Origin of the sequence: Streptosporangium sp. NBC_01810 (genome assembly GCF_035917355.1) — a bacterium.
Classification (GTDB): Bacteria; Actinomycetota; Actinomycetes; order Streptosporangiales; family Streptosporangiaceae; genus Streptosporangium.
This window is the reverse complement of record NZ_CP109070.1, coordinates 6,314,622-6,337,872: the sequence shown is the minus strand read 5'-3', so window position 1 is coordinate 6,337,872 and position 23,251 is coordinate 6,314,622. Positions and strand designations below refer to the sequence as shown.

Below are 23,251 nucleotides of genomic sequence, written 5' to 3'. Positions count from 1 at the left end.
AGGAATCACCATGTCATGGGACCATTTCGCCCTCTTGCACGCACGCGTGGAGGCGGAGTTGGCCAAGGCACTCCAGCGCGGTCACGGCCTGGGGCTGTCGGAGTACCGCGCGCTGATCCGGCTTGCCGCCGCTTCCGACGGCTGCATGCGCATGCAGGAGCTCGCCGAGGCGGTGGGTCTCAACCAGAGCTCGGTGACCCGCCTCGTCGCCCGCCTCGAAGAGGCCGGGATGACCCGGCGCGACCTCTGCTCGGATGACCGTCGCGGCGTCTACTCGGTGATCACCGAAGAGGGGCGCGCCCGCCTGACCGACGCCACGCCCACCTATGAACGCTCCCTGGCCGCCGCGCTGGAGCAGGCGGGCATCGACCCGCTCTTCACACCCCTGGTCCTCGCCGTACGCGGCTCTTGAGTCCTTGAACAGGGTTTATGTGGCGTTCTGTGCGGCCAAGGGTTCGGGCGTCGTGCGGCGGGCCTGAGTGGCCGTCCTGAGGCTGTCCCAGGTGAAGACCGACAGCGCCAGCCAGATGATGGCGAATCCCACCCAGCGGCTGGGCGGCATGACCTCGTGCAGGACGACCACCCCGCACAGGAACTGCAGGATCGGGGCGATGTACTGCAGCAGGCCGATCGTGGTGAGCGGCACCCGGATCGCGGCGGCGGTGAAGCAGAGCATCGGAACGGCGGTGACCACGCCGGCTCCGGCCAGCAGGAGCGTGTGTCCCGCACCCCAGTTCCCGAACGTGCTCGCCCCCTGCTGCCCCAGGTAGGCCAGGTAGGCCAGCGCGGGCAGCAGCAGTACCAGCGTCTCGACCGTCATGCTCTCCGCCGCACCCACCCCGGCGGTCTTCTTGATCAGCCCGTAGGTGCCGAAACTGGCGGCCAGCGCCAGCGCGATCCACGGCGGACGCCCGTAGTCGACGGCCAGCACGACCACGGCCGCCGCCCCCAGCCCCACCGCGGCCCACTGCCACGGCCGCAGCCGCTCCTTCAGCAGCAGGACGCCGAAGAGCACGCTGATCAGGGGGGTGATGAAGTAGCCGAACGAGCTCTCGACCACGTGCCCGGTGTTGACGGCGTAGATGTAGACGCCCCAGTTGAGCGTGACGAGCACCGCGGCCAGGACGAGAAGGCCGATCTTTCTCGGGGTGCGCAGGAGCTCGCAGAACCAGGACCAGTGGCGCCGCACCGCCAGGATGGCGACGACGGCGACCAGGGACCAGGCGATGCGGTGGGCCAGGATCTCCAGGGCGCCGGAGGGCTTCAGGAGCGGCCAGTAGAGCGGGAACAGGCCCCACATGGAGTAGGCGGCGATGCCGTACAGAACTCCACGGCGTGTTTCAGGCATGACCCCTATCTTTACTCCTTACTGAATTTAACACAATTTAGCTGTACTTTTCGATCAGTTAAGAAACTCTTGCGGGAACACGGGAGGGGCGCCCACTGTTGCCTTCTGGTGAGAACGTGTCAGGAGGAGGTTCGCAATGGGCTGGTTGTTCGGCAAGGACAAGACTTCCATGGTGTCCCCGGAGAACGCGCTCCCGGGTCGTGCCACGAGGATGGCGGTGCCCGGGCGTCATGAGGTTCTCGACGCCCCGCCGGCTCCGCCGTACCCCGAGGGGAGCGAGATCGCGGACTTCGGCCTCGGCTGTTTCTGGGGCGCCGAGCGCATTTTCTGGCAGACCCCGGGTGTGGTCTCCACCTCGGTCGGCTACGGGGGCGGCTACACCCAGAACCCGACCTACGAGGAGGTCTGCACCGGCCAGACCGGTCACACCGAGCTCGTCCGCGTCGTCTTCGACCCGGCACGGGTGTCCTACGAGGAACTGCTGCGCGTCTTCTGGGAGTCGCACAACCCCACCCAGGGCATGCGCCAGGGCAACGACGTCGGCACGCAGTACCGCTCGGCGATCTACCTCCACTCACCCGAGCAGGAGAAGGCAGCCCTGGCCTCGCGTGACGCCTACCAGAAGGTCCTCACCGACTCCGGCTACGGCGCCATCACCACCGAGATCGCTCCCGCCGGCGACTACTTCCACGCGGAGCGGTATCACCAGCAGTATCTCTACAAGAACCCCGGCGGTTACTGCGGCATCGGCGGCACCAACGTCAAGCTGGGTGACCCGTCCGAGTGGGCCGCCTGCCAGACGGGCCTTGTCCCGACGGAGGAATGACCCTCCAGGTTTCGCCTGTACGGCTCGTGCCCGATTCCTGAGTACGAGTCGTGCCGTCTGTGTGGTTTCGTCGTCATCCTTGTGTCGATCCGTCGCCCCAGCGCGGGTAGGCGCGCCGGTCCAGGTCTTCGACGGCGCGCTCGGGCCGGTCGGGCACTGTCGAATGTCAGCTTGTGGACAACTCGTCGAAGTAGCCTTTCATCAGGGGGTAATAGTCGGTGAAGTCGGGCTTGGGGGAGCCTTCGCGCGCAGCCACGAGCATGTCCAGGTAGTACTCCCAGCCGGGACCGATCTCTCCGATACCGTCTTCGCTGACAAGGTGCTGCACGAGCCGCAATTCCGTCGAACCATCCGTTTCTAACAGCGATAGCTCCAACCGCCAGGCCCCGGACTCATCGGTCATCGACAGGGCCAGCCGCCGCGGTGGATCGCATGCGTCGATTCGCATTTCGCACCACGGCATCTGCTCTTCGAACACCATCTGCACCTTGACCGTCCGGCCGGAGGCGGCCTCACCCTCCCACGGCCCGAACCAGAGGGCCGTCCGGTCGGATTCGGTGATACTGGCCCACACATCCTCGGCGGGTGCGCGGAACGTACGACTGAGGACCAGATCGCTTCCGGTGTCGGTGCGAAACAGCCGGCCAGTAGGTGTGGGGCTCATGCGGTGTTCCTCTTTTCCGGGTCTGCCGTGTCGCGCTTCCGGCGCTCACGGCGGGTTCGATAGACCTCTGTCTCGAGTGCGTCGAGGCGACGTTCCCAACCGGAGGGGCGGATGAACAGGGCAAGCCATTTGGCGAGCTCACCCAGTTGCTCGGCGTCAAGCACGTAGAACCGCTGTCGACCGACAAGTTCGTCGTGAATCAGCCCGCTCTCTCGGAGGACGCGAAGATGCCGGCTCACGGCAGGCCTGCTGATCGCGAAGCATCCGGCGATCTCTCCTGCGGTGAGGCGTTCGTTCCGCAGCATCAGCAGGATCTCCCGCCGCACGGGGTCCGCGATCGCGCCCGCCACCTTGTCCACCCATGAAGCGTAACCTATCAGTTACGCGTTTGGCGACCCGTTTGCAGGTGTTTTGCGGATACCGCGGCCTCGGTGGCACCGACTGCTCCTGGCGGCATGGCGGGCGGTGACGATGCAGGAGGAGATCATCTGATCGGGTTCGGCGACCGGCGGCATCGGCTGTTTCTCCCTGGAGACCCAGGTGAAGTCGAGGCCGACCGACTCTCGCAGCCTGACTTGAGGCGCCGACAGGAAACCCATCGTCACGCCGTCGGCACCTCGTGGGTTACCACAGCGTTGTTGGCACCAACGTCAAGCTAGGTGACCCGTCCGAGTGGCGCAGCCCTTGGCGGGGCAAGTCCGGTATCCGGCCTGCTCGCCGTACTCCGGCGGGAGAAAGTGGGGAGGTTGACTTGATGACACAATGATGATGTCATCAAGTCATGTTGTACCGTACGCCGAAGCTGGACGAAGCCGACCGCCGGGCACTCGAAGAGATCGAGCGGATGCGGTACGACCTGCGCATGCATGTTCGGCCGCAGACTCGCTGGACCAAGCAGTTGCGTAGAAGTCTCACTGCCAGGGCCATCGTCGGTTCCAACACGATCGAGGGTTACGCGGCCTCCGTTGATGATGTCGAGGCACTCATGGCTGGGGAGGAACCTCTGGAGTCCAGCGAGAGCACTCGCAGGGAACTGGAGGGCTACCAGCGGGCCATGACCTACATTCAGGGTCTGTCCGACGCCGGCGATGAGTTCGCTTATGATCTGGGCCTGCTGAACGGCCTCCACTTCATGATCCAGGAACATCACCCGGACAAGCGCCCCGGCCGACTCCGTCAAGGCCAGGTCTACGTCACCAGCCCTGATGATCCTGCCGTGGCCGCCTACACCGGACCGGATCCCGAGTCGGTCCCGGCTCTCATGGGTGAACTGGTCGCGTGGCTCAACGAAGGAGACCTCGATGCTCCAGTGCATGTCCGTGCCTCGATGGCGCATCTGAACCTGGTGAAGATCCACCCCTGGGCCGATGGCAACGGCCGCATGTCACGAGCGCTGTCCACCCTGGTGTTCGCACGAGAGGCACTGATGCCCGCGGAGTTCTCCTCGATCGAGGAATGGCTCGGCAGGGGGCAGAACACCTACGCCTACTATCAGGTTTTGGGCGGGGTGGGCGGCCCTGAGTGGAGTCCCGGACGGGACACTCATCCATGGATCAAGTTCTGTCTGCGGGCTCACCATATTCAGGCTCAGCAGGCGAAGCGCCGTGTCGATCTGCTGAGCCGTGCGTGGATGGAGTTGTCGGCCGCTACGGCCGCTGCGGGACTCGATGAACGAACCGTTTTCGCGCTTCTGCCCGCTTTTTGGGGTTCGCGTGTCCGGCGTACTGTTTATCAGCAGGACGCGGAGTTGAGCACCCAGCAGGCTATAAGGGACATCCGAGAACTTTGTCGGTTAGGGTGGCTGGCTCCTCAGGGACAGGCGAGGGGACGCTACTACGTAGCAGGTCCGGTTATGCAACCGGTCCTTTCCTCGGTACAGCAATCCACACAGCCCTACATAGATCCATATCGCGATCGCGAGGCGTCCTGACCTGACACCGGATGGAGTCCACGGCCTCCCGTTCGACGAACTCCGAGATTGTCGACCCCAACGGCTACTGCGGGATCGGTGGCACCAACGTCAAGCCAGGTGACCCGTCTTGCCGAAAGATCAAAGCTTGACTCCCGATTTTGGGTCTGAAACAGGGAGTAGCATGAAAGGGGAAGGAGAACCATCCTCATGGCTGATGTCAGACCCCGGAAGTCTTCGACGGGAGCGGCTAAGAAGCGAAAGCATCGGACGCTCCCGCCGCAAGGTGATCGCGAGACGGGTGGCACGGCGCAGGCTCCTCGTAGGAAAGAGATCGAGGAGCGGGCGGCGCTGGTCTTGTTCGAGCAGGCACAACGGCTGGACGGGGTGGCTGCCAGCACTCATGAGACCGGCACCCGTGACACGGTCCGGGAGGTCGTCCAGGATCTGCTCGCTCACGCCGAGCCGGTGCGGGCGACGATCGCGTCGAAGATTCTCGGTGTTGACGAGAAGACGGTTCGCTCGTGGGCCAAGGAGGGGCTGCTCGTCCCGGTCAGGGGGAGACCCCGCCTGATGCTTGAAGCCGAGCGTCTGTATACCGTGGCAACCCTCGTCCAGGATCTACGCCGGGCCGGCCGCACCCGGAATCTGGTCGAGGCGGTCTGGCAGCGCCTGCAGGACCGGGAGCTTCTGGAGAACGATCAGCTGACCGACGGTCTTCGGCAGATGGAACAGGGCGAGGGCCGTCCGTGGCGGGAGATCAGAGCAGAGTGGAGTTCCAAGAATTCGGAGCTGACTGCCGGTGAAGACTGAGGTCTACCTCTCGGTTCTCGCGGAGAAGCACGCTGAGACCTTGCGCGGGGTGGATCTCAGGTCATTCGTCGCCTTTGTCCGTGATCTGGAAGCGCGGGGTTGCGCGGCCCTTGGATATCGGCTCACGGGGGAACTCCCGGTGAGTCGGCTGTGCGTCAAGCATTTGAGAGGCGCCATGCGCGTCGTGGTCGCCTTCAAAGAGCCGGGTCATGCATGGGTCCTGATGCTGGGACCTCATGATGAGCGCAACCGGACGCGCGATGTCTATACCTCGCTGTGGGAAGTATGCGGGCTGGATGCGCCGCCGATGGGTGAACGCACCAAGCCCGCCTGTTGTGACGACGGTGGTGCGGACCCGAACCTGCCGGAAATAGATGATCTGGTGACTCGTTGTCGTGATCTCGCCAAGCCGCCTCGTCGGCGTAAGCGCCCAAGCTGACGACCTCCGGACTGAACGGTCATTGCACACCGACTGGCACAGGCGTGGCCTGCCCGGTCGGCCTGATGTTCAGGGCAGCGGTCTCACCGCCATCCTGGCCCAGGATCCCTCGGCAGCCTCGGTGTCGATCGTGGGTCGGAGCAGTTCCCGCAATAATATCACTAAAGGTTTAAAACCATCTATATAGCTATAAAAGGGGTGTGGCGAGGAGATAGGAGAGCCTCCTTTAAGGTGTCCTGCGCCGTGCACGGTGACGTCGGTCGTGTGCTGATCACCGCAAGGAGACCCCTGTGCCCCCAGAGCGACCTGACTGCCCTCTCACCCACCCCTGACCGTTTTCAGGAGGGTAATCGTCGTCGAGGCCGGCCTCGGCCGGCAGCAACGTGCCCGAGCAGATGGATCCGATACGACAGTGCTCGCGAGGGTTCTAAAAGATCTTGAAAAAGATTTGGCCGCGTTGTCGAATCGGTGCGACCTCGTTCGAAGCGTAGTCACAGGGCCGAGAGAAACCCGAGATCCGGCCCGGGACCCGTGAGGAGAACGGCCATGACCCAGCAGATGACGAGGACCGCGCACCCGGTGACCTGCGACCCGCGTACCAGCGTCACCAGGTCGTTGCTGGGCTACGGCATCCTCGCCGGTCCGCTGTATGTCGGGGTATCCCTGGCCCAGGCGCTGACCCGGGAGGGTTTCGACCCCTTCCGCCACGCGTGGAGCCTGCTGGCCAACGGCGACCTCGGCTGGATCCAGATCACCGACTTCGTCGTCGCCGGGCTGATGGTCGTCGCCTGCGCGGTCGGCCTGGGCCGGGCCCTGGCCGGCGGGCGCGGCGCGACCTGGGCTCCCCGGCTCGTCGGAATGTACGGGGTGAGCCTGATCGGCGCGGGGATCTTCCGGGCGGATCCGGCATTGGGCTTCCCGGTGGGGACGCCGGACGGACCCGGGGCGGTGAGCCTGTCCGGGACCCTCCACTTCGTCTGCGGCGCGGTGGGTTTCCTGTGCGTGATCGTGGCCTGCTTCGTCATCGGCCGCCGGTTCGCCGCCGAGGGACGCACGGGCTGGGCGCTTTACTCCCGGCTCACCGGCGGGCTGTTCCTCGCGGCCTTCGCCGCCATCGCGACCGGCGCGGGTGCCTCGTGGGCCAACCTGGCCTTCGTCTCCGGGGTCGTGATCATCTGGGCCTGGCTCTCTACCCTGTCCCTGCACCTGTACCGGCACACCGCCCCTCGGCACGCCTGAGCGCGCCCGCTCCCCGCGTCACACCGTCAAGAAAACAAGATCAAAGGAGATGTCCAATGCGATACATGATCGTTCTTAGGGTCACCAACCAGCCCACCACCCCGCCCCCCGCCGAGTTGATGGAGGCCATCGCCAAGCTCGGAGGTGAGGCCGCCGGGGCCGGGGTCCTGCTCGACACCGCCGGACTGGCCCCGAGCGCGGAGGGCGCGCGGGTCGAGCTCACCGGGGGCAGGCTGAGCGTCACCGACGGCCCGTTCGCCGAGGCGAAAGAGCTGATCAGCTACGCGCTCTACCAGGTCCGCTCCAAGGAGGAGGCCGTCGAGTGGACCTCCCGCTTCCTGAGGATCCACCGGGATCACTGGGAGGGCTGGGAGGGCGAGGCCGACGTGCTGCGTGTCTTCGGCCCCGAGGACTTCGCCGCCCCCGCCTGATCCCACCACGGTGTGCGATCCCCCGGCCAGGAACCCTGACCGGGGGGCACGTGCGTTTCCCGGCACCTTCGCGTCCGGACGTACGACACGTAGCGGCCCACGTCAGCCCATAGTCGGGCACACGGGCGCACGGGCGGGAAAGTGTACGCCGGGAGTCGTTCGCGAGATCCTCGGCACCAACGGCGAGTCAGGTCGAGTGTCCCCCGAGAAGGAGCGCACGGCTTCCCGCGTGGACGGCCGTGACCTTTCTTCGGGACCGTGGGGTGCGGTTGATATCGTCTTCCAAGATCGGAGAGGTGGACGACGGGGTTTGGCGAGTCGATTGTTCCCAGCGGATCGGAGCAGGTCCTCGGTTCGGAGGAACTCTTCTTCTCCACGACAGACCGGCGCGGGTTGATCCGCAGCGGGAACTCGGTCTCTGTCCGGACCTCCAGGTTCTCCCTGGAGGAGCTCACCGGGCATCGCACAACATCGTGCGCCACCCCGATATGCCGGCCGGGATCTTCCGGCTGCTGTGGGACCGCATGCTCACCGGGCGCCCGGCGGGAGCCTACGTGCGGAACCTGGCCAAGGACGGCAGTCACTACTACTGCGCCCTGGCCGACCCTCCGTAGTGCTTCGGAAAGGTCGCGACGATGTACAACGAGCCCGCTGTGGGCACAGGCTTGAAGAGGCCGGCAGGGCTCGGCGGACGGGATCGAGAGGTGTCGCGGGTGCGGGCGGGGTGGTTGGATCGGGAGATATGGCGGTTGGTGATCCTCATCGGGTGGTCGAGGCGGTCTGGCGGATCGAGTCCGCACGGGTGATCGCGGGGCTTGCCCGGATGGTGCACGATGTCGGCCTGGCCGAGGAACTCGCGCAGGATGCCCTGGTCCTCGCGCTGGAGCAGTGGCCGAAATCTGGCGTACCGGATAATCCCGGAGGCTGGCTCATGCTGACCGCCAAGCACCGGGCGATCGACATGCTCCGTCGCAGGACCCGCTACGAGCACAAGCTCGCAGAGGTCGGCCGGGACATGGAGATCCGTCAGGAGTCGGCCGAGGCCGAGCTGGACGACGCCCTTGACGACCACATCGGCGACGACGTGCTGCGTCTGCTCTTCACCGCCTGCCATCCGGTGCTGTCCACCGAGGGACGTCTGGCGCTCACCCTGCGTCTGCTCGGCGGCCTGACCACCGAGGAGATCGCGCGCGCCTTCCTGGTGCCGGAACCGACGGTCGGGCAGAGGATCTTCCGGGCCAAGCGCACCCTTGCCGAGAAGCGGGTGCGCATCGAGATGCCCGCCCCGGCCGAGCTGGGCGAGCGCCTCGCATCGGTGCTGGAGGTCATCTATCTCATCTTCAACGAGGGCTACTCGGCGACCGCCGGTGACGACTGGATGCGGCCCTCACTCTGCGAGGAGGCGCTGCGCCTGGGCCGGATCCTGGTGGGCCTGATGCCGGAGGAGCCCGAGGCGCACGGCCTCGTCGCACTGATGGAGATCCAGGCGTCACGCATCCGCGCCAGGACGGGGCCGGACGGCGAGCCCGTCCTGCTGCCGGACCAGGATCGGGGGCTGTGGGATCGGCTGCTCGTCCGCCGGGGACTGGAGGCGCTCGAACGCGCCGAGGGGCTCGGCACGCTCGGCCCCTACGGCCTTCAGGCCGCGATCGCCGCCTGCCACGCCCGCGCGCGCTCCACCGATGACACCGACTGGGAACGGATGGCCGCCCTCTACCTGGTACTCGCCTACCTCGCCCCCTCACCCGTCGTGGAGTTGAACCGCGCGGTCGCGGTGAGCAGGGCGTACGGTCCGGCGCGGGGCCTGGAGATCGTGGAAGGGCTGGTGACGGAGCGAGCGCTGAAGGGCTATCCGCAACTGCCCGCCGTACGGGGTGATCTGCTCGTGAGACTGGGCCGTCTCGACGAGGCACGGGAGGAGTTCGAACGGGCCGCCGAACTCACCCGTAACGAGCGCGAGCGGACCCTCTTTCTCACCCGTGCGGCAGCCGCCCGCGGGTAGGCGAACGCCGGCCACCATGCGGCGCCGCCGTCGAACCGGCTGACCACTTCTGGCTTGACGGCTCTGGTGCCGATCGTGGAGAAACGGCAGGGTGGAAAGGCCGATGTGGCGTTCCCCTGCTTTCTACCCCCGAGTATGGAGAAAGTGACAGGATCTCCGGCTTCTGGAAGATTTCTTCGTGCGGATATCCAGAGATTTCGAATCCGGAGAGGATTCTCCGGTGCCCCCGGTCGCCAACGCGTCGGCGAGGTCGGGAGGGTTCGGTGAGCCCGAGGGGAGAAAACCTTCGGTGAAGGACATCGCCGTGCTGATGCCGGACGAGGCTCCAGGTCCACCTGGAGCCACTGGGAGTCACCGGCCGCGCTGGACCAGCGCCTGCCGGTGTTACCGGCAGGCCCCCTCACCTGCCGGTGAATCGGGACGTTCAGACGCGGGGCACGACGTGGCCGAAGCGGAACACCCGGGCCGGGTCGTAGTGGTCCTTGAGCAGGGCGAGCCTGCGCAGCGTCGGCTCAGGCCAGGCGCGGGCCAGGTCCCCGGGGGCGAGCATCGGCCCGTGGAAGTTGAGCTGTGTCCCGCCGGTCTGCCAGGGGGCCAGGGCGCCGAGCACGGCACCGCCCACGGCCGGAATGACCGTGTCGAGCAGTTCGGGAACGGGAGCGCCGATCACCAGCACGCCGAAGGCGGCGTCCCGCCCGCCCACGGCGTTCGGCCGGCGCGGCTCGCGGCCCAGTGCCCCGCCCAGCTGGCGCACCTCCACGACGGCCAGCGGCACGTCAGCCGTCGGGCCGGCCGCCGCCAGGAGCGCCTCCACGGTCTCCGCACCGAGCTCGCGCAGCAGGGTGCCGCGATCCCAGCTCGGCATGGGGTGCACCGGGTCCTGGTGCACGGAGTCGATCGCGCTGAACGGCATCTGCGCGATCTCGCCGAGGATCGGTTCGGCGACGGCCCGCATCGGGGCGAGGAGGGACTCCGCCTCGCCGGCGTCGCCGAGGTGGACGAAGCGCAGGTGGGTCACGAAGCGGCCGCGCAGCTGCGAGGGGAGCTCGGGCAGCGGGGGCAGGCGCAGCATCGCCACCGAGGTGGTCGTGGCCTCCGGCAGCGTGCCGACCCAGGTCCGGTAGGCGTGCAGGACGGCGGGGGTGTCCTCGGCGCTGAAGTAGAGGCCGCCCCCGTACAGGGTCGACACGGGGAACAGATCGATGACCATGGAGGTGACCACGCCGAAGCTGCCCTTGCCGCCGCGCAGTCCCCAGAACAGGTCGGGTTCGGTGTCCGGGTCCGTCACCCGGACCGTGCCGTCCGCGGTCACCACGGTGATCTCCCGTACGTGGTCGGCGGCGAAGCCGAAGGTTCGCGAGATCGGGCCGATGCCACCGCCCAGCGTGTAGCCCACCGCCCCCACGCCCGAAGACGAGCCGCTCAGGGGTGCCAAGCCGTACGGTGCCGTCCGCGCGATGACGTCCGCCCAGCGGCAGCCCGCACTGACCCGCGCGGTGCGGTTGGAGGAGTCGACGGTGACCTCGCGCATCCTGGAGGTGTTGATCAGCAGTGCCCCGTCGGCTGCCTGGACCGCGCCGTGCCCGGTGGCCTGCACGGCGACGGGAAGGGAGTGCAGGAGCGCGAAGCGGACCGCTGCCATGACGTCATCGGTGCGGGTGGCGCCCACGACGACGGCCGGGCGGTGCCGGACGGCGGTGTTGAAAGCGGCGATCTCCTCGCCGTAGCCGTCCTGGCCGGGGGACAGGACGGGGCCGGCGACCTGGTCTCGCAAGGTTTCCAGCTCTCCGCCGAGATGTTCCGCTGCGGAAAAGACGGTACTCATGAGGGTTCTCCCGATGCTGTGAGACGACTCGCGCATGAGGCGAAGTCGCCGGGCCTCGACCGGCCCGGTCCCCCGGTTATCGCAGTCGGCGCTTGGAGATTACTGGGTTGTCACTAAACCACCGAGGTCAACGGGATACCGACCCCTCTCCGGCGACGAGCGCGGGCCCGTCCCTGCGGGCGGTTTCCGCACGTACCGGATCCGGCGCCGGAGCGTTTCGCGGGCCGGTCGCCGCACCACTCCGCACGGCATGGTCGCCGCACTACTCTGCACGGCATGATTGAAGTGGAATTGCGTGGATGGCGGCCCGACGACATGTGGGTCGTGCTCGACGCGTTCAGCTCCCCGGACATGGCCGAGCAGGCGGCCCGGCCCATTGACACAGCCCAGGCGGCGCTGGAGTGGATGGGGGTCTGGGGTTTCCGCGATGACGCGCGGGCGTTCGCGGTGGTGTCCAACGGTGAGGTCGTGGGGAACGTCGCCGTGAGTAACATCGACGCGCACGAGACCGGCTGGGTGTCCTACTGGACGATCCCGCGCGCCAGAGGACGGGGTGTGGCCGTGGCCGCCGCCAGGAAGATGGCCGAGTGGGCGTTCAGGGAACGTGGACTGTTCCGCCTGGAGTTGGGGCACCGGGTCGGCAACGAGGCCTCCTGCGCGGTGGCCACCAAGGCCGGATTCCTGCCCGAGGGGGTCGAGCGGGCCAAGCTGAGTCACGAGGGTATCCGCTATGACGTGGAACGGCACGCCCGCCTGGCCACCGACTGAGCAGCGCGTCCGGCCACGGGGTGAGGAGCCGTGACGGCTCGGTCAACGGACGGAGCGCGGGTTCAGCGGGTTCAGCGGGCGGCTCAGCGGGTTCAGCGGGTTCAGCGGGCGGCTCAGCGGGTTCAGCGGCTCAGAGGGCTTAGCGGGTTCAGCGGACTCAGCGGTTTAGAGAGCCTTGAGCCCGGCGAGGAGGTCGCGTAGCAGGTTCTCGCGGGGCACCGTGGAGGGAGCCGCGGGGAGCCGTACGGTGATCAGGCCGCTGTCGCGCAGGTCGCCGAGGAGCACCCGGAGCACTCCGACGGCCAGGCCGGTCTGCCCGGCCAGCTCGGCGACGGGGATCGGCGCGTGGCAGGCGTTCAGGATCGACGTGTGCTCGGGCGGCAGGTCCCGGCGCGGGGCCCTGACCGCCACCACCACGGCCATCAGGTCGAAATGGGCCCCTGCGGCCCTGGTCCGGCCGCGGGTCATCGTGTAGGGGCGGACGATCGGACCGGCCTCCTGGTCGAGCCAGCGCTCGGTCATCAGGGCCCGTCCTCCTGCCCGGCGCGCTGTCGTTCGTCGCGGAACGACGCGAGCACGCCGTTCGGGACGGCTCCCCGGACTCCCCTGCTCTCCGGGGTGGTCTCCGCGACGGGGCCGGAGGTGGTGCCCCGCTCGGCGGGTACGGTCTGGCGTACCCGTTTGGGGAGGCCGTTGCCAGGGGGAGGCCTTTCGAGCTCGACCGAGTAGGTGAACCGGGGATCGAGCGGTTCGACCACCAGCTCGCTCGGGAGCAGCACGATCGCCGTGGTGCCGCCGAAGGGGGAGGGGCGCAGGGAGACGCGGATGCCGTGCCGGATGGCGAGCTGCGCGACGACGAACAGGCCGAGCCGGTCACTGTCGGCCAGGTCGAACTCCGGCGGGTCGGCCAGCCGCACGTTGAGCCGGGCCATCTCCTCGGGGGAGATGCCGAGCCCCCGGTCCTCGACCTCGATGGCGTAGCCCCTGGCGACCATCTCGCCGTTGACGTGTACGGAGGTGTGCGGTGGAGAGAAGACGGTGGCGTTCTCGACCAGCTCGGCGACCAGGTGGATCACGTCGGTGACGACCGCGCCGATCACGGATGGGCCGTGCGGCACGCCGATGGTCACGCGCGGGTAGTCCTCGATCTCCTCGACCGCGGCGCGGACCACGTCGTAGATCGTGACCGGTGTCCGCCATCCCCGTCCCGGGACGGCACCGGACAGGATGATCAGGCCTTCGGAGTGGCGGCGCATCCGGGTGGTCAGGTGGTCCAGGCCGAACAGATCCTCAAGGGTCTCCGGGTCGCGGGCCCGCCCTTCCATGGTCTCCAGCATGGCCAGCTGCCGGTGCAGCAGGGACTGGCTGCGCCTGGCCAGGCTCACGAAGACCTTGTTGACGCCCTTGCGTATCTCGGCCTGGCCGATGGCGGCCTCGATGGCGGTTCGTTGTACGGAGGAGAACGCCTTGCTGACCCTGGCGACCTCGGTGGTGCTGCCGACATTGATCTCGGGCGCCTCGGAGCGGACCTCCTCGCCTCGGCGGAGCCGCCGGACCACGTCAGGCAGCCGCTTGTCGGCCAGGTCGAGGGCCGCCCGCTGGAGGTCGACGAGCTCGCCGCCCAGCCGTCGGCCGAACCGTACCGAGACGAAGACGGACAGCCCGACCGTGACCAGGCCGAGTCCGCCGGCGAGGCCGATCTGAACCAGGATGTCCCTGGCGAGCGGTATGGACCGCTCGCTGATGCGTTCGTTGACGTCCCCGGCGCGGCTGTCGAAGCCGTCGGAGAGCCGGGTGGCGACCTCGGACCAGGAGGGGTCCGGGATCGCCGCCGTGGCGACGGCGTTCTCGATCCCCTCGAACGAGGAGTAGTCGGGGGAGTCGTGCAGCGGGGTGTAGAGGGCCCGGAACTCGGCGTCGAACTGGTCGAAGCCCAGGGAGTAGAGGAGCCTGCGGCCGGTGACCAGTTCGCTGAACCTGGCACGTTCCGCGGGGCTCATGGCCCCCTCGATCACGGCTCCGGATATCAGGGCGGCCTGCTGGCTGAGGATCTCGCGGCTCCGCCCGACCATGACGACGGCCCGTGCCTGGTCGGTCAGCTCGATGTCGCTGGATATCCGGATCTTTTCATAGGTATCAAAGGCGGCCGAGACGACCCCGCTGTAGGCGTCGAGGATCTGCAGCCGGGTGTCGGTGCGGGTGTCGACCCCGCTGCGGATCTCGGTGAGCCGGTCCATCGCACCGAAGAGCCGGCCCAGGCGGTCCCAGGTGTCGGGGGTGATGCTGGAACGGGTTTCGGTGGTCAATCGCTCCAACTCGGCTCGCGCGCCGTTCGTACGGATGCGCTGGGCGTCCAGTTCCGTACGCGAGACGTCGATGTCTCCCAGGACGGACAGGGACAGCAGCCGCTCGTGCTGGAGCGCGGTGGTCAGCTTCCTGGTGGGCAGGACCACGTATTCGTAGCCGTCATGGATCTTGAGGAGTTCCTGGCCGCTCTGGACCGTCAGGCTGGCGGCAAACCCCCAAATAACTACGAGGGATGCGATTGGCGCCAAGAGCAAGGTAAAAATCTTCACCCTGATTGAGTATTTTCGGCCAGCCATAATACCTCGCACTCCCGAGATGCGTGGTCACCAGTCGCCAAACATAGCAATGTGGGTCACTTGGTGCTAGATGTGCATGTGGGTTACATTGAGATGATTTATTGTGCTGTATCGGTTTGGAACCTTCCGCGCCCCGGATACGTCTACTTAGGTAGGAGGGGGGCCTTCGATGCAAACGATCGCGAAGCTGGTTGAAGCCGAGGCCGAGCGGGCGGAACAACCGGTGCGCGCCCAGAGCGGCACGCTGGCGGTGCAGCTGGTCCGCTTCAGCCCGCAGCTGGTGACGGCCGAGGTCGACGAGGGCGCCGCGCGCGTCGAGTTCCGGATCGTCGACGGGGCACTGAGCTGGTACTGCAGCTGTCCCGAGGGCCGCAGCGGTGTCTTCTGCGCGCACTGCGTGGCGACGGCTCAGTCGGTCAGGACGAGAACGGACAGGAAGGACTCTCCGGGCGTGTCATCGGCGACCGCCTCGGTGAGGACGGTCCGGATGGCGTCGTAGGTCTGGCGGTCCTCGCTCCGAAGCGTCGACGGCTCGGACCAGAGCAGCAGGTGCTCGCCGGGCGGTAGCCACGACAGGTCGGTCAGTACGTCATAGAGCGAGTCGAGGTTGTGTCCGAAACGGCCGGGCAGGTCGAGAGCCTCGGCGATCGCGTCCATTGCCTCGGCCGAAGTGGTGATCTTCACGCCGTCCAGTGAGTGCGGCGTCGCGGTGCCGATCATGGACTCGATCTCCTCCGCCGACCCCCGGCGGAACGTTCCCCTGGGCAATTCGATCATCCCCGCCCGTCGCAGGGGAGGGGCGCGCGGCCGCCGTCCCGGCTCACTGTCGACCACACACCCTGAGCTGCTGGTTCGTGACGCTTCTCGGACACCTCACCCCGCCGAACTACCCGCGCGCGAACCCTGGAAAACGGGATGACGGCGTGTCCTCCCCGCTCCCCTTCCGGTCGCCCGCTGGAATAATATTGTCTGGTTGTCAGACAACATGCTTACAATCGCCCCATGAAACTCGCCGTGATCGGAGCCGCCGTGCTCTGGGGGACCGCGGGAACCGCGGGCCTGCTCGTCGCCGAGGTCGATCCCGTCTCCATGGCCGCCGCACGCCTGGTGATCGGTGGCCTGGTTCTCGCGGCCGTCACCACCCCTGTGCGGCTGCTGCGCCTCCCCCAAGGGCCGCTCCCGGCGCGTGGGCGCCGTCTTCCGGCGCGCCTCGGCCCGCTCGTGGCGGCCGCGGTGGCCGTGGCCGCGTACCAGCTGTGCTTCTTCGCCGCGGTCAGCAGGACCGGAGTGGCCGTCGGCACGGTGGTCGCCATCGGCGGCGGTCCCGTCTTCACCGGGCTGCTGTCCTGGCTGCTCGACCGCGTGCGGCCCAGCCGCCGCTGGGCGACGGCGACCGCGGTGGCGATCGCCGGCTGCGCCGTGCTCACCGGCGGGGGAGGCGAGGTGCGGGCCGACGGCGTTCTGCTCGCGCTGCTCGGTGGCCTGCTGTACGCCTTCTACGCAGTCACCGCGGCACGGACGATCAGTGCGGGGGCGCCCTCCGACGCGGTGATGGGGCTGATGTTCGGCGGGGCGGCGGTCGTCATGGTGCCCGTCCTGCTGTGGACCGGCACCGGCTGGCTCGCCGAGCCGCGCGGCCTGCTCACCGCCCTCTACCTGGGCTGTGCCACCACCGCACTGGCCTACCTGCTGTACGGAAGGGGGCTGCGCACCACCCCGGTCGCGACCGCCGCCACCCTCGCCCTGGCCGAGCCCGCGGTTGCGACGCTGCTCGGTGTCGTCGTGCTCGGCGAGCGGCTCGGGGGCGCCTCGGTCGCCGGCCTGCTGCTGCTCGGCGCCAGCCTGGTCGCGGTCTCCCTGCCCGAGCGCGTCTCTCCTTCTGGCCGGGGCAGAAGGGCAATAGGGTCGTCGGCGTGACCCTCCCGCTCCATCCCGTCTCCGCCGTCGGCGCGCTCGCCGACGCCCTGCGCCGGCGGGTGCTGTCCGGCGAGATCGACCCGGGCACCACGCTGCCGGAACAGGAGCTCTCGGCCCTGTACGGGGTGGCCCGCCCGACGGTCCGCGAGGCGCTCGCCGTGCTCGTGCACGAGGGGCTGCTCAGGCGCGAGCGGCACCGCAGCGCCCAGGTGGCCGAGGTGACCGTGGCCGACCTGGACGATCTGATGTTCGTCCGGCGCCCGCTTGAGGAACTGATGGCCACCTCGCTGGCCGGCCGGCGGGTCGGGGAGGCCGACGCGGCGCTGGCGCGGATGGCCGCGCTGCCCGCCGACGCCCCCTGGTCGGACATGGTGGCCGAGCACATGGCGCTGCACCAGGCGCTGGTCGTCGCGGTGGGCAGTCCCCGGCTGGAGCGGCTCTACGGCATGCTGGCCGTCGAGACCCGGCTCGGCCTGGTGAGATTGCGTGCCGTCTACGCCGACCGGCACGTGCTGGTCGCCGAGCACCGGAACCTGCTCGACGCGATCGGCAGCGGTCCCGCGGGGGCCGCCAGGGAGGCGGTCATCGCGCATCTCGATCACGGCTGGGGCGATCATTAGGAACTGACTTGCATGGCTCTATTGCACGCGGAGCCCTGAAGTGGTCACAATCGCGCCCATGCACGGCAACTCAGTGCCGGACTCCTACGTATATGTCACCGAAGAAGGCGTGACCCGTCACTACGCGGACGGCAGCGTTGACGCCCTCGCGTGGGAGGACGTCGTCGAGGTGCGGGTAGTAGGCGATACGGACTCGGACATCCTGTACATCCTTCTTGATCGAGGGGGTCAGGAGTGCGTGGTGCCGAACTCGGCGACCGACGCGACCTTCCTCGCCCGTCTCCGGTATCTACCGGATTTTGATCTCGATCGGCTCGGTGCGGCGGTGGAGTCCGCATGCGACGACTATGCCGTCGTATGGCGCAATCCCGAACCGCCTTCGGCTCCTCCGGATTTTGAATACGACTAATTACGCATTATTGACAAATAATAAATGATCAAACGGTACACGTTTGAAGTGCTCCGTCAAGATGTCATCTCTGTTGCACTTCGGCCAATAGTGGACAGTGGCCGGTATTCCCCTGCTCAATAGTGATCACTAGGATTTCCATGGGTATCCACGCTCCTGATGTATTAGGGAATGCTGTCAACTATTGAAATGAGATGCGTGGCACCTTATCCGGACGATTCGGGGCATCTTGGGTGGGGTGGCATGAGAGTGGGAACCGAGGAGCTCGTCATCGGGCTCCTTAAAAGTCCGGCGCGCACTGCTCCAAGTATTTGGACGCGACCTTATGTCCGTATTCTGCTGGTCGGAGATATCGCGTGTTCGGTAATCGCCTGCGGGGCCGTGCTGGGGGGCCGAATCTGGTTCGGTGCCTTCATTCCCGCGACGGAGGCGCTGCTCGGGCTGGGGCTCGCCCTGATATGGCCGCTGGCCCTGGCCTCGGGGGGCGCCTATCGCAAGCGCACGCACGGTGAGGGAACGGATGAGTTCCGGGCGGTTTTCAACGGCGCCGCGGGGCTGACGGCCGCCGTCGCGATCGGGGCCTATGTCACGCAGACACCGATCGCTCGTAGCTTCGTCATGGCGATGTTCCCGCTGGCCTTCATCCTCAACGCCGTCTTCCGCTACCGGATGCGCAAGCGGCTCCACCGCAGGCGCATCCGTGGCGACTACATGCGCCAGGTGGTGGCCGTCGGCCACCGGGAGTCGGTGCTCGACCTGGTGATACAGCTGCGCGGGCAGCCGCACCACGGCATGCTCGTCGTCGCCGCGTGCCTGCCCGCGGGCCCCGACATGGTCGAGGTCGACGGGATCCCGGTCCTCGGGGGCTTCTCCGACGTCGCCGCGGTGGTCGCCAAGGTCAACGCGGACGCCGTCGCCGTGCTGGCCTGCCCGGAGTTGGACGGCGCGGCGCTGCGCAGGCTCGCCTGGGGTCTGGAGGACGCCCGTACCGACCTGTTCGTGGCGCCCGCGCTGATGGACGTGGCCGGCCCGCGCATCAGCATCAGCCCGGTCGCGGGCATGCCGCTCCTGCACGTCGAACACCCCGACTTCCGCGGTGCCAGGAGGCTGGCGAAGAGCCTGTTCGACCGGACGGGGGCGGGCCTGGCCCTCCTGGTGCTGGGCGTGCCCATGCTGGTGATCGCCGCGCTGATCCGCGCGACGAGTCCGGGGCCCGCGCTCTTCCACCAGGTCAGGGTGGGCAAGGGCGGGGTGGAGTTCCAGGTGGTGAAGTTCCGCACGATGGTCGACGACGCGGAACAGCTCAAGATCGACTTGGCGTGCGAGAACGAGTTCGACGGCGTCCTGTTCAAGATTAGGAACGATCCAAGAATCACCCGGGTGGGCGCCTTCCTGCGCCGATACTCCATCGACGAGCTGCCACAGCTGCTCAACGTGCTGCGCGGCGAGATGTCCCTCGTCGGCCCGCGGCCTCCCCTGCCCGACGAGGTCAGGCAGTACGGCGCCGACGTGCGCCGCCGCCTGGTCGTCCACCCCGGCATGACCGGTCTGTGGCAGGTCAGCGGGCGCTCGGACCTGACCTGGGAGGAGTCGGTCCGCCTGGACCTCCGCTACGTGGAGAACTGGTCGCTCTTTCTGGACCTGCAGATCCTCTGGAAGACCTGGAGCGCCGTGACCGGCGGAGAAGGGGCCTACTAGTGAAAGCACTCGTGCTCGCCGGAGGAGCGGGCACCCGGCTACGGCCGATCACTCACACCTCGGCCAAGCAACTCGTGCCGGTCGCCAACAAGCCGGTGCTCTTCTACGGCCTTGAGGCCATCGCCACCGCGGGCATCCGCGAGATCGGGATCGTGGTGGGCGACACGCACGCCGAGATCGAGGCGGCCGTCGGCGACGGCCGCGCGCTCGGCCTGGAGGTGACCTACATCCGCCAGCGGGCGCCGCTGGGCCTGGCCCACGCGGTGCTCATCGCCCACGACTACCTCGGTGACGACGACTTCGTCATGTATCTCGGCGACAACTTCATCGTCGGCGGCATCAACGGCGTCGTCGAGCGTTTCGCCCGCGAGCGGCCCGCCGCGCACATCATGCTCACCAGGGTCGGCGACCCCCGGCAGTTCGGGGTCGCCGAACTCGACGAGGCGGGCCGGGTGGTCGGGCTTGAGGAGAAGCCACAGGCTCCCAAGAGCGACCTCGCGCTGGTCGGCGTCTACCTGTTCACCGCCGCGATCCACGAGGCGGTGGCCGAGCTCAAACCCTCCTGGCGGGGCGAGCTGGAGATCACCGATGCCATCCACTGGCTGATCGCCGACGGGCGGCCGGTCGCCTCCACGGTCATCTCCGGCTACTGGAAGGACACCGGGAACGTCACGGACATGCTGGAGGTCAACCGGCTGGTGCTGGAGTCCCTGGAGCCCCGGGTGGACGGCCTGGTCGACGGCGCCAGCCAGCTGATCGGCCGGGTGGTCGTCGAGGCCGGTGCCGAGATCGAGCGGTCCCGCATCGTCGGGCCGGCGATCATCGGCTCCGGCGCCAGGATCCGCGACAGCTACATCGGCCCCTTCACCTCGATCGCGGCAGGCTGCGCGATCAGCGGCAGCGAGATCGAGTACTCGATCGTCCTGCCCAGGTCCTCGATCGCCGGAGTCTCGCGGATCGAGGCGTCCCTCATCGGCCACGACGTCGAGGTCACCCCCGCCCCCAACACCCCCAGAGCCCACCGCCTCGTGCTGGGCGATCACAGCAAGGTGCAGATCAGTTCATGACAACCTGCAGGCTGTGCGGCTCGACGAGCCTCGCCAGCGTCATCGACCTCGGGGCGACACCGCCCTGCGAGCGGTTCCTCACCGAGCGGCAGCTGGAGGAGCCGGAGGTCACCTACCCGCTGCATCTGCGGGTCTGCACCGGCTGCTGGCTGGCGCAGATCCCGCCGATGATCACCCCCGAGGAGACCTTCACCGAGTACGCCTACTTCTCCTCGTACTCGACGTCGTGGGTGGAGCACGCGCGGGAGTTCGTGGACGGGGCGGTCGACCGGCTCGGGCTGGGAGGCGACTCGTTCGTGGTCGAGGTGGCCAGCAACGACGGATATCTGCTGCGGCACGTCGTCGAGCGGGGCATCCGATGCCTGGGCGTCGAGCCTTCCGAGAACGTCGGCCAGGCGGCCAGGGACGCCGGGGTGCCCACCCTCACGGCGTTCCTCGGCCTCCAGACCGGCGCCTCGGTGCGCGCGGAGCACGGGCCGGCCGACCTGGTGGTGGCCAACAACGTCTACGCCCACATCCCGGACGTCATCGGGTTCACCCGAGGACTGCGCGCCCTGGTGGCCGACGACGGCTGGGTCTCCATCGAGGTCCAGCACCTGCTCACCCTGATGGCGCACAACCAGTACGACACGATCTATCACGAGCACTTCCAGTACTACACGGTCGCCTCCGCGCGAAGTGCCCTGGCCGCCGGTGGGCTCTCCCTCGTGGACGTCGAGTCGCTGCCCACGCACGGTGGCTCGATCCGCCTGTGGGCCCGGCCGACGGAGACCGCGGGCGAGCCGGGCGAGCGGGTGGCCGGGCTGCTCGCGGCGGAGAAGGCCGCGGGCCTGCACGAGCTGTCGGGGTACACCGAGTTCGGCGAGCGGGTGGCACGGGTGCGGCGGGACCTGCTGACCTTCCTCCTCGACGCCGCCCGCCAGGGCCGGACCGTCGTCGGCTACGGGGCGCCGGGCAAGGGCAACACCCTGCTCAACCACTGCGGGATCCGGCCCGACCTGCTCCCCTTCACCGTCGACCGCAACCCGTACAAGCACGGCAGGTTCACCCCCGGCACGCGCATACCGATCCTGCCGCCCGAGCGGCTCGCCGAGGAGCGGCCCGACTACGTGCTGGTCCTGCCGTGGAACCTTCGCGAGGAGCTGGCCGACCAGCTGTCCTTCGTACACGCCTGGGGAGGCCGGCTGGTCTTCCCCATCCCCAACCTGGAGATCGTCGAGGTGAACCGGTGAAGGTCGTCCTCTTCTGCGGCGGATACGGCACCAGGATGCGCACCGGCACCCCCGGTGACGCGCCCAAGCCCATGCAGCTCGTGGGGCCTCGGCCGCTCATCTGGCATGTGATGCGCTACTACGCGCACTTCGGGCACACCGAGTTCATCCTCTGCCTCGGCTACGGCGCGCACCACATCAAGGACTTCTTCCTGAACTACCAGGAGACGACCTCCAACGACTTCGTGCTGCGCGGTGGCAGGGTCGAACTGCTGTCCACCGACATCTCCGACTGGTCGATCTCGTTCGTGCAGACCGGGATCGCCTCCCCGATCGGCGAGCGATTGCGCCGGGTCCGCGACCACCTGGACGGCGAGGAGATGTTCCTGGCCAACTACGCGGACGTGCTCACCGACGCACCGCTGCCGGAGATCGTCGACCGTTTCACCCTCTCGGGCGCGGGCGCGTCGATGATGGTGGTGCCGCCCTCGGACACCTTCCACTGCATCGAGCTGGGCGAGCGCGGCACGGTCGGCGGGATCACCCCGGTCAGCGAGATGCCGCTCTGGGTCAACGGCGGATACTTCGTGCTCCGCCAGGAGATCTTCGACCACATCCCGGCAGGCGGTGACCTGGTCGCGGACGGCTGCGCCGAGCTGGCCAAGCGCGGCAGGCTGCTGGCCTACCCGCACCGCGGCTACTGGCGGCCGACGGACACGGTCAAGGAGCGGGTCGCCCTTGACGAGGCGTACTCGCGTGGTGACCGCCCCTGGGCGCTCTGGGAGCGCGAGCACCTGGCGGTGCCGGCCACGTGATCGGTTTCAGGCCGGCCCGGGCGGGCCGGATCGCGCTGCTCGCCGCGCACTGCGACGACCTCGCCATCGGGGTGGGCGGCAGCCTGCTGACCCTCTGCTCCGCGCGCCCCGGCATCCGGGTGGACGCCCTGGTGCTCTCCGGCGGCGGGACCGAGCGCCAGGACGAGGAGCACGCGGCGCTGGCCGCCTTCTGCCCCGGTGCGGATCTGCGGCTCACCGTCCTCAAGCTGCCCGACGGGCGGCTGCCCGCGCGCTGGGAGGAGGCCAAGGAGGCGGTGGAGGAGTTGCGCGCGCGCACCGACCCCGACCTGCTGTTCGCGCCGCATCCCGCCGACGCCCACCAGGACCACCGGACGCTGGCCGGGCTGGTGCCCACGGCCTTCCGCGACCACCAGGTGCTCGGCTACGAGATCGTCAAATGGGACGGCGACCTCGGGCGGCCCTCGGCCTACCAGCCGCTCGCGCCCGAGGTGGCCGAGGCGAAGGTGAGCCTGCTCCAGCGCCACTACCCCTCGCAGCGCCACCGCCCCTGGTACGACCGCGAGGCCTTCCTCGGGCTGGCCCGCATCCGCGGGATCGAATGCCACGCCCGCTACGCCGAGGCGTTCCACGTCAACAAGCTGACCCTTGACCTGTCTGGAGGTTGA

The 23,251-nt window shown here is 68.1% G+C and carries 26 protein-coding genes; 19 read left to right on the top strand and 7 right to left on the bottom strand.

All coding sequences use genetic code 11. From position 1 onward, the window contains the following. Positions 1-10: 10 nt before the first annotated feature. Positions 11-412, top strand: a complete 402-nt coding sequence (locus tag OIE13_RS28265) for a MarR family winged helix-turn-helix transcriptional regulator (RefSeq protein WP_326634900.1) — start codon at positions 11-13, stop codon at positions 410-412. A gap of 15 nt (positions 413-427) precedes the next feature. On the opposite strand, the gene rarD is transcribed toward OIE13_RS28265, so the two are convergent. Continuing rightward, positions 428-1,348: an EamA family transporter RarD gene (gene rarD, locus OIE13_RS28260; protein ID WP_326828945.1), complete on the bottom strand. Its 921-nt coding sequence runs from the start codon at positions 1,346-1,348 to the stop codon at positions 428-430. Positions 1,349-1,484: 136 nt separating this feature from the next. On the opposite strand from rarD, the gene msrA reads away from it, so the two are divergent. Beyond that, on the top strand, positions 1,485-2,174 hold the full coding sequence (gene msrA, locus OIE13_RS28255) for a peptide-methionine (S)-S-oxide reductase MsrA (protein WP_326634903.1): 690 nt from the start codon (positions 1,485-1,487) through the stop codon (positions 2,172-2,174). Positions 2,175-2,340: 166 nt separating this feature from the next. Here the strand turns inward: msrA and OIE13_RS28250 are convergent, their stop codons facing one another. After that, positions 2,341-2,838 (bottom strand): SRPBCC family protein, encoded by a 498-nt coding sequence (locus OIE13_RS28250; RefSeq protein ID WP_326634904.1) that lies wholly within the window; start codon positions 2,836-2,838, stop codon positions 2,341-2,343. Beyond that, positions 2,835-3,197, bottom strand: a complete 363-nt coding sequence (locus tag OIE13_RS28245) for a metalloregulator ArsR/SmtB family transcription factor (RefSeq protein ID WP_326634906.1) — start codon at positions 3,195-3,197, stop codon at positions 2,835-2,837. Before OIE13_RS28245 ends, OIE13_RS28250 begins: the two co-directional genes overlap by 4 nt. A 422-nt stretch (positions 3,198-3,619) precedes the next feature. On the opposite strand from OIE13_RS28245, the gene OIE13_RS28240 reads away from it, so the two are divergent. The 7 genes from OIE13_RS28240 (at position 3,620) to OIE13_RS28210 (ending at position 9,671) form a co-directional block, all read left to right on the top strand. Then, positions 3,620-4,768, top strand: coding sequence for a Fic family protein (locus tag OIE13_RS28240; protein ID WP_326634908.1), 1,149 nt, complete (start codon positions 3,620-3,622; stop codon positions 4,766-4,768). 189 nt (positions 4,769-4,957) lie between these two features. After that, positions 4,958-5,560 (top strand): MerR family transcriptional regulator, encoded by a 603-nt coding sequence (locus OIE13_RS28235; RefSeq protein WP_326634910.1) that lies wholly within the window; start codon positions 4,958-4,960, stop codon positions 5,558-5,560. Continuing rightward, positions 5,550-5,999 carry a hypothetical protein gene (locus OIE13_RS28230; RefSeq protein WP_326634912.1) on the top strand — a complete coding sequence of 150 codons (450 nt, stop codon included), beginning with the start codon at positions 5,550-5,552 and terminating at the stop codon, positions 5,997-5,999. The genes OIE13_RS28235 and OIE13_RS28230 overlap by 11 nt, the downstream gene beginning before the upstream one ends. Before the next feature lie 546 nt (positions 6,000-6,545). Beyond that, positions 6,546-7,238, top strand: coding sequence for a DUF998 domain-containing protein (locus tag OIE13_RS28225; protein ID WP_326634914.1), 693 nt, complete (start codon positions 6,546-6,548; stop codon positions 7,236-7,238). A gap of 65 nt (positions 7,239-7,303) precedes the next feature. Next, positions 7,304-7,669 (top strand): YciI family protein, encoded by a 366-nt coding sequence (locus OIE13_RS28220; protein WP_326634916.1) that lies wholly within the window; start codon positions 7,304-7,306, stop codon positions 7,667-7,669. Between the two features lie 473 nt (positions 7,670-8,142). Next, positions 8,143-8,283 carry a hypothetical protein gene (locus tag OIE13_RS28215; RefSeq protein WP_326634918.1) on the top strand — a complete coding sequence of 47 codons (141 nt, stop codon included), beginning with the start codon at positions 8,143-8,145 and terminating at the stop codon, positions 8,281-8,283. A 128-nt stretch (positions 8,284-8,411) separates the two neighbouring features. Then, on the top strand, positions 8,412-9,671 hold the full coding sequence (locus OIE13_RS28210; RefSeq protein ID WP_326828944.1) for an RNA polymerase sigma factor: 1,260 nt from the start codon (positions 8,412-8,414) through the stop codon (positions 9,669-9,671). A 424-nt stretch (positions 9,672-10,095) separates the two neighbouring features. Here the strand turns inward: OIE13_RS28210 and OIE13_RS28205 are convergent, their stop codons facing one another. Continuing rightward, positions 10,096-11,496, bottom strand: a complete 1,401-nt coding sequence (locus OIE13_RS28205) for an FAD-binding oxidoreductase (protein WP_326634921.1) — start codon at positions 11,494-11,496, stop codon at positions 10,096-10,098. 276 nt (positions 11,497-11,772) lie between these two features. Here OIE13_RS28205 and OIE13_RS28200 point away from each other — a divergent pair, with 276 nt between their 5' ends. After that, positions 11,773-12,264, top strand: a complete 492-nt coding sequence (locus OIE13_RS28200) for a GNAT family N-acetyltransferase (RefSeq protein ID WP_326634923.1) — start codon at positions 11,773-11,775, stop codon at positions 12,262-12,264. Positions 12,265-12,429: 165 nt separating this feature from the next. Here the strand turns inward: OIE13_RS28200 and OIE13_RS28195 are convergent, their stop codons facing one another. After that, on the bottom strand, positions 12,430-12,786 hold the full coding sequence (locus OIE13_RS28195) for a DUF742 domain-containing protein (protein WP_326634925.1): 357 nt from the start codon (positions 12,784-12,786) through the stop codon (positions 12,430-12,432). Beyond that, positions 12,786-14,825: a sensor histidine kinase gene (locus tag OIE13_RS28190; protein WP_326634927.1), complete on the bottom strand. Its 2,040-nt coding sequence runs from the start codon at positions 14,823-14,825 to the stop codon at positions 12,786-12,788. The genes OIE13_RS28195 and OIE13_RS28190 overlap by 1 nt, the downstream gene beginning before the upstream one ends. A gap of 211 nt (positions 14,826-15,036) precedes the next feature. Here OIE13_RS28190 and OIE13_RS28185 point away from each other — a divergent pair, with 211 nt between their 5' ends. Further along, complete coding sequence (locus tag OIE13_RS28185) at positions 15,037-15,366, top strand: SWIM zinc finger family protein (protein ID WP_326634929.1); 330 nt, start codon at positions 15,037-15,039, stop codon at positions 15,364-15,366. Here OIE13_RS28185 and OIE13_RS28180 read toward each other — a convergent pair. After that, positions 15,276-15,644 carry a barstar family protein gene (locus OIE13_RS28180; RefSeq protein WP_326828943.1) on the bottom strand — a complete coding sequence of 123 codons (369 nt, stop codon included), beginning with the start codon at positions 15,642-15,644 and terminating at the stop codon, positions 15,276-15,278. The genes OIE13_RS28185 and OIE13_RS28180 overlap by 91 nt on opposite strands. Before the next feature lie 225 nt (positions 15,645-15,869). On the opposite strand from OIE13_RS28180, the gene OIE13_RS28175 reads away from it, so the two are divergent. The 8 genes from OIE13_RS28175 (at position 15,870) to OIE13_RS28140 (ending at position 23,251) form a co-directional block, all read left to right on the top strand. Beyond that, the gene (locus OIE13_RS28175; RefSeq protein WP_326828942.1) at positions 15,870-16,784 is read left to right on the top strand and encodes a DMT family transporter; all 915 of its coding nucleotides are present in this window, start codon (positions 15,870-15,872) and stop codon (positions 16,782-16,784) included. Continuing rightward, positions 16,781-17,404, top strand: a complete 624-nt coding sequence (locus OIE13_RS28170; protein WP_326634935.1) for a GntR family transcriptional regulator — start codon at positions 16,781-16,783, stop codon at positions 17,402-17,404. Before OIE13_RS28175 ends, OIE13_RS28170 begins: the two co-directional genes overlap by 4 nt. A gap of 58 nt (positions 17,405-17,462) precedes the next feature. Continuing rightward, on the top strand, positions 17,463-17,813 hold the full coding sequence (locus OIE13_RS28165) for a hypothetical protein (protein WP_326634937.1): 351 nt from the start codon (positions 17,463-17,465) through the stop codon (positions 17,811-17,813). Between the two features lie 243 nt (positions 17,814-18,056). Then, positions 18,057-19,511, top strand: coding sequence for a sugar transferase (locus OIE13_RS28160; protein ID WP_326634938.1), 1,455 nt, complete (start codon positions 18,057-18,059; stop codon positions 19,509-19,511). Then, a complete protein-coding gene (locus tag OIE13_RS28155; RefSeq protein ID WP_326634940.1) occupies positions 19,511-20,578 on the top strand; it encodes a glucose-1-phosphate thymidylyltransferase in 1,068 nt (355 codons plus the stop codon). The genes OIE13_RS28160 and OIE13_RS28155 overlap by 1 nt, the downstream gene beginning before the upstream one ends. Continuing rightward, positions 20,575-21,810, top strand: coding sequence for a class I SAM-dependent methyltransferase (locus OIE13_RS28150; RefSeq protein WP_326634942.1), 1,236 nt, complete (start codon positions 20,575-20,577; stop codon positions 21,808-21,810). Before OIE13_RS28155 ends, OIE13_RS28150 begins: the two co-directional genes overlap by 4 nt. Next, on the top strand, positions 21,807-22,604 hold the full coding sequence (locus OIE13_RS28145; protein ID WP_326634945.1) for a sugar phosphate nucleotidyltransferase: 798 nt from the start codon (positions 21,807-21,809) through the stop codon (positions 22,602-22,604). Before OIE13_RS28150 ends, OIE13_RS28145 begins: the two co-directional genes overlap by 4 nt. Then, positions 22,601-23,251 carry a PIG-L deacetylase family protein gene (locus tag OIE13_RS28140; RefSeq protein ID WP_326634947.1) on the top strand — a complete coding sequence of 217 codons (651 nt, stop codon included), beginning with the start codon at positions 22,601-22,603 and terminating at the stop codon, positions 23,249-23,251. Before OIE13_RS28145 ends, OIE13_RS28140 begins: the two co-directional genes overlap by 4 nt.

What these genes read in the sequence shown, in the direction of transcription:
- OIE13_RS28185 (WP_326634929.1), top strand. Translation starts at nt 15,037, where the DNA reads ATGCAAACGATCGCGAAGCTGGTTGAAGCCGAGGCCGAGCGGGCGGAA.
- rarD (WP_326828945.1), bottom strand. Translation starts at nt 1,348, where the DNA reads ATGCCTGAAACACGCCGTGGAGTTCTGTACGGCATCGCCGCCTACTCC.
- OIE13_RS28225 (WP_326634914.1), top strand. Translation starts at nt 6,546, where the DNA reads ATGACCCAGCAGATGACGAGGACCGCGCACCCGGTGACCTGCGACCCG.
- OIE13_RS28200 (WP_326634923.1), top strand. Translation starts at nt 11,773, where the DNA reads ATGATTGAAGTGGAATTGCGTGGATGGCGGCCCGACGACATGTGGGTC.
- OIE13_RS28250 (WP_326634904.1), bottom strand. Translation starts at nt 2,838, where the DNA reads ATGAGCCCCACACCTACTGGCCGGCTGTTTCGCACCGACACCGGAAGC.
- OIE13_RS28195 (WP_326634925.1), bottom strand. Translation starts at nt 12,786, where the DNA reads ATGACCGAGCGCTGGCTCGACCAGGAGGCCGGTCCGATCGTCCGCCCC.
- OIE13_RS28180 (WP_326828943.1), bottom strand. Translation starts at nt 15,644, where the DNA reads ATGATCGAATTGCCCAGGGGAACGTTCCGCCGGGGGTCGGCGGAGGAG.
- OIE13_RS28165 (WP_326634937.1), top strand. Translation starts at nt 17,463, where the DNA reads ATGCACGGCAACTCAGTGCCGGACTCCTACGTATATGTCACCGAAGAA.
- OIE13_RS28150 (WP_326634942.1), top strand. Translation starts at nt 20,575, where the DNA reads ATGACAACCTGCAGGCTGTGCGGCTCGACGAGCCTCGCCAGCGTCATC.
- OIE13_RS28175 (WP_326828942.1), top strand. Translation starts at nt 15,870, where the DNA reads ATGAAACTCGCCGTGATCGGAGCCGCCGTGCTCTGGGGGACCGCGGGA.
- OIE13_RS28240 (WP_326634908.1), top strand. Translation starts at nt 3,620, where the DNA reads ATGTTGTACCGTACGCCGAAGCTGGACGAAGCCGACCGCCGGGCACTC.
- msrA (WP_326634903.1), top strand. Translation starts at nt 1,485, where the DNA reads ATGGGCTGGTTGTTCGGCAAGGACAAGACTTCCATGGTGTCCCCGGAG.
- OIE13_RS28220 (WP_326634916.1), top strand. Translation starts at nt 7,304, where the DNA reads ATGATCGTTCTTAGGGTCACCAACCAGCCCACCACCCCGCCCCCCGCC.
- OIE13_RS28160 (WP_326634938.1), top strand. Translation starts at nt 18,057, where the DNA reads ATGAGAGTGGGAACCGAGGAGCTCGTCATCGGGCTCCTTAAAAGTCCG.
- OIE13_RS28235 (WP_326634910.1), top strand. Translation starts at nt 4,958, where the DNA reads ATGGCTGATGTCAGACCCCGGAAGTCTTCGACGGGAGCGGCTAAGAAG.
- OIE13_RS28265 (WP_326634900.1), top strand. Translation starts at nt 11, where the DNA reads ATGTCATGGGACCATTTCGCCCTCTTGCACGCACGCGTGGAGGCGGAG.
- OIE13_RS28210 (WP_326828944.1), top strand. Translation starts at nt 8,412, where the DNA reads ATGGCGGTTGGTGATCCTCATCGGGTGGTCGAGGCGGTCTGGCGGATC.
- OIE13_RS28205 (WP_326634921.1), bottom strand. Translation starts at nt 11,496, where the DNA reads ATGAGTACCGTCTTTTCCGCAGCGGAACATCTCGGCGGAGAGCTGGAA.